The organism is Rhodoferax sp., assembly GCF_014859475.1.
Lineage (GTDB): Bacteria > Pseudomonadota > Gammaproteobacteria > Burkholderiales > Burkholderiaceae_C > Rhodoferax.
In genome coordinates, this window is record NZ_JACUUE010000200.1 from 1 (window position 1) to 4,633 (window position 4,633).

Annotated in this window: 4 protein-coding genes; all 4 read left to right on the plus strand. The window is 61.5% G+C overall.

What is annotated here, in order from left to right:
- The first annotated feature begins 284 nt into the window (after positions 1-284).
- Entirely contained in the window at positions 285-2,873 is a 2,589-nt protein-coding gene (clpB, locus tag IBX54_RS12850; protein WP_296543052.1) for an ATP-dependent chaperone ClpB, read from the plus strand.
- Positions 2,874-2,891: 18 nt separating this feature from the next.
- On the plus strand, positions 2,892-3,119 hold the full coding sequence (locus IBX54_RS12855; RefSeq protein WP_296543053.1) for a hypothetical protein: 228 nt from the start codon (positions 2,892-2,894) through the stop codon (positions 3,117-3,119).
- Positions 3,120-3,188: 69 nt separating this feature from the next.
- Positions 3,189-3,494, plus strand: coding sequence for a hypothetical protein (locus tag IBX54_RS12860; RefSeq protein ID WP_296543054.1), 306 nt, complete (start codon positions 3,189-3,191; stop codon positions 3,492-3,494).
- Between the two features lie 47 nt (positions 3,495-3,541).
- Positions 3,542-4,633, plus strand: a 1,092-nt coding sequence (locus IBX54_RS12865; protein ID WP_296543055.1) for an MFS transporter, incomplete at its 3' end; no start/stop codon positions are given.

Sequence of the window (4,633 nt, forward strand, 5' to 3'; positions counted from 1 at the left end):
CTTCACTGCGTTCGCAATGACGACTCATGACGCAATGACGGGGGTGTTCATGGAAAGCGAAGCGCGGCAGTCCATGCAGTCCAGGGAGATGGATTGCTTCACTGCGTTCGCAATGACGGTCACTTTTGCAATGACGGGGTTGTTCATGGAAAAGGAAGCGCGGTAGTCCAGGCAGTTAGAGGCGTCGCACAAGCAGACAATGAGCGCTAACTGTAGCAGGCGCGGGCTTGAAACCCGGGGCAATGGCCTCATCTTGAGAACAATCCAATTCGAAGGGAACTCTCATGCGACAAGATAAATTGACCACCAAATTCCAGGAAGCCCTGGGCGACGCGCAAAGCCTGGCGCTGGGCCAGGACCACGCCTACATCGAGCCGGTGCACCTGTTGGTGGCCATGCTCAAGCAGACCGATGGCCCCAAGGCGCTGTTGCAGCGCGCCGGTGTCAATGTGCAGGGCCTGTTGACCGCCGCCGAGGCCGCCGTCAAACGCCTGCCGCAGGTGACCGGCCAGGAGCAGGTGCAAGTCAACCCCGAGCTGGCCAAGCTGCTGCAAGCCACCGAAAAGGAAGCCCTCAAGCGCGGTGACCAGTTCATTGCCAGCGAGCTGTTTTTGCTGGCGGTGACCGATGCCAAGGGCGCGCTGGGCGACATGGCACGCGCCAACGGCCTGACGCGCAAGAGCCTGGAAGCCGCTATCGAGGTGGTGCGCGGCGGCCAGAACGTGGACAGCGCCGATGCCGAAGACCAGCGCGAGTCGCTCAAAAAATACTGTCTTGACCTGACCGAGCGCGCGCGCCAGGGCAAGCTCGACCCGGTGATTGGCCGTGACGACGAAATTCGCCGTGCCATCCAGGTGCTGCAGCGCCGCACCAAGAACAACCCGGTCTTGATTGGCGAGCCCGGTGTCGGCAAAACCGCCATTGTGGAAGGCCTGGCACAGCGCATCGTGGCCGGTGAAGTGCCCGAGTCGCTCAAGGGCAAGCGCGTGTTGTCGCTCGACATGGCCTCGCTGTTGGCTGGCGCCAAGTTCCGTGGCGAGTTCGAGGAGCGCCTGAAAAATGTGCTCAAAGACCTGGCCAAAGACGAAGGCCAGACCATTGTTTTCATTGACGAATTACACACCATGGTGGGTGCCGGCAAGGCCGAGGGCGCGATGGACGCCGGCAACATGCTCAAACCCGCGCTGGCGCGGGGCGAGCTGCACTGCGTGGGCGCGACCACGCTCGACGAGTACCGCAAATACATCGAGAAAGATGCCGCGCTGGAGCGCCGCTTCCAGAAGATTCTGGTGGGTGAACCCACGGTGGAAGCCACCATCGCCATTCTGCGCGGCCTCAAAGAGCGCTATGAAAAACACCACAATGTTGACATTACCGACCCGGCCATCGTCGCCGCCGCTGAGCTGAGCCACCGCTACATCACCGACCGCTTTTTACCCGACAAGGCCATCGACCTGATCGACGAGGCAGCCAGCAAGGTGAAGATCGAGATGGACTCCAAGCCCGAGGTCATGGACAAGCTCGACCGGCGCCTGATCCAGTTGCAGATCGAGCGCGAAGCAGTCAAAAAAGAAAAGGACGAGTCTTCGCGCAAACGGCTGGATTTGATCAACGCGGAAATTACCAGCCTGCAAAAGGAAATTGCCAACCTCGATGAAATCTGGAAGGCCGAGAAAGCCAGCGCCCAGGGCAGTGGCGACCTGCGCGAGCAGATCGACCAGCTCAGGTTCCAGATCGAGGAATCCACCCGCAAGGGCGACTTCAACAAGGTGGCCGAGCTGCAATACGGCAAGCTGCCCGAGCTGGAGAAACAACTCAAGGAGGCGCAGGACAAGGAGACCAACCGCGCTGAAGACGCCGCGCCGCGCCTGCTGCGCACCCAGGTCGGTGCTGAGGAAATCGCCGAGGTGGTGAGCCGCGCCACCGGCATCCCGGTGAGCAAAATGATGCAGGGCGAGCGCGACAAATTGCTGCAAATGGAAGACAAGTTGCACCAGCGCGTGGTGGGCCAGGACGAGGCCATTGCGGCGGTGGCCAACGCCATCCGGCGTTCGCGTTCGGGCCTGAGTGACCCGAGCCGGCCCACGGGTTCCTTCCTGTTCCTGGGGCCGACAGGCGTGGGAAAAACCGAGCTGTGCAAGGCGCTGGCCGGCTTCATGTTCGACAGCGAAGAGCATCTGGTGCGCATCGACATGAGCGAGTTCATGGAGAAGCATTCGGTCGCGCGCCTGATCGGTGCACCCCCCGGCTACGTGGGCTACGAGGAGGGCGGTTACCTGACCGAGGCGGTGCGCCGCAAACCCTACAGCGTGCTGCTGCTTGACGAGGTCGAAAAAGCCCACCCCGATGTCTTCAACGTGCTGCTGCAGGTGCTTGACGACGGCCGCCTGACTGACGGCCAGGGGCGCACCGTGGACTTCAAGAACACGGTGATCGTGATGACCAGCAACATTGGCTCGCAAATGATCCAGGCCATGGTTGGCCAGGACTACGAGGACGTCAAGGAAGCGGTGACGGGGGAACTCAAGAACCATTTCCGGCCCGAGTTCCTGAACCGCATTGACGAAACTGTGGTGTTCCATTCGCTCGATGCCAGCCACATTGCCGACATTGCCCGCATCCAGCTGGCGGTGCTCAAAGCGCGGCTGGAACATATGGAGCTGGGGCTTGAGGTGAGCGAGGCCGCGGTGGCCGAGCTGGCCAAGGTGGGCTTTGACCCGGTGTTTGGTGCCCGGCCTTTGAGGCGTGCAATTCAGCAGCGCTTGGAAAACCCATTGTCCAAGCTGCTGCTGGAAGGCAAGTTCGCGCCCAAGGTCACCATCCACGTCGATGTGGACCCGATCCGCGCGCCGGGGCAGTTCAGCTTTGCGTGATTTGCGATACTGTGCCTCATGCGCATCGTCGGGCACAAAAACTTCGGGCTGAACCAGCCGCCTGCCACGCCTGAAGAGGCGTGGCAGCGCGGACGTGTGCTCGATGCCATGTTGCCTAACCCCTTGCCCGTGCCGCGTGGCGTCAGCCGCATGACGCACGCCCAGCGCAACGCGCAAGACGATGCCCGCATGCTGGCGGTGGCCCGCAGACTTAATTCATCCGCTCAAGCCAATGGCACAGCCTGATTAACTGCTTGATCTGTTGCGGCGTTTTGCCGACGAGGGCGTGCAGTACGTGCTGGTGGGGGCCATGCGGTGCGTCTTAACGGCTTTGTCCGCAGCACGGAAGATATCGACATCTTGCTGCCATCGTCGATTGACAACGGGCGCAAGGTGATCCGTGCCCTGCACTTTTTGGCCAGCAGTGCCGAGCTCGACCCCGAATGGTTTGATATTGATCCAGTGCAGCCAGCCATCACCCTCGCGCCGCGCACCTGGTCGGGCAGGGTGGCTGGCCGGGCCTGGGTTCGATCCCGTTGGCTGAACGGCAGCTGCGTCAATGGTGGTCATTTGTGTGTTTCCCATGGTGAAGATGACAGCGGTGAGCTTGACCAGGTCTGAATGACCATCAGGCAGGCGCAAAATGGCTGTCAGGCTACCATCCGGGCATGACCGCAGCCTGCCAAACCTTAGCCCTATCCGTTCCCCTCAAGCAAGACGCCACCATCATCGGCCTGGTGGGCCTGGCCCATGCGGCTTCGCACTTTGGCCATTTGCTGCTGCCGCCGCTGTTTCCGGTGTTCATGGCTGAATTCGGCCTGAGCTTTTCGCAGCTTGGCGCGCTCATGAGCGTGTTTTTTGTGGTGTCGGGCATCGGCCAGGCCTCGGCTGGTTTTGTGGTGGACAAGCTGGGCGCGCGGCCCATGCTGTTTGCGGCGCTGGCCCTGTTTGCAGTAGCGGCGTTGCTGGCTTCCACAGTGACGGGTTACAGCGGGTTGCTGATGGTGGCAGCGTTGGCCGGCCTGGCCAACGCAACCTTTCACCCGGTGGACTTCACCATATTGAATCAGCGTGTGTCGGCGCCGCGCCTGGGTCACGCTTTCAGCGCTCATGGTCTCACCGGCAATCTGGGCTGGGCGGCAGCGCCAGTCTTTTTTGCCACCGTCACCGTGATGAGCAACTGGCGCACGGCCTATGTCGTGGCCGCGCTGCTGTATGTGGGTGTGCTGGCGCTGATGTGGTTGCAGCGTGACAAACTCAAAACACAGGCGGTGGCGCACCACGCTGACAGCCCGGCCGAGCACAGCATGGCGTTCATGAAGCTGCCAGTGGTGTGGTGGTGTTTTGCCTTCTTTTTGCTTTCCACCATGACGCTGGCAGTGGTGCAGGGTTTTTCGGTGTCCATTCTCAAGGCCATGCACGGCATCAGTTTTGAGTCGGCCACGCTGACGCTCACGGCTTACATGTTGTGCGGTGCCCTGGGCATGTTTGTGGGTGGTTTTGTGGCGGCCAAGTCGCGCCACAGCGATCGCGTGGTGGCCTTGTCCATGTCGGCTGCGGCCGTGTTGCTGGCGCTCTGCGGCACCGGTTTTTTTGGTGCCACGCTGACCATGGTCGTGCTGGCGGCCACGGGTTTTGCGGTTGGCATTGGCGGGCCGTCGCGCGACATGATGATCAAGAAAGCCACACCCAAAGGCGCCACAGGCCGGGTCTATGGCCTGGTTTATTCGGGGCTGGACACCGGTTTTGCCATTTCGCCG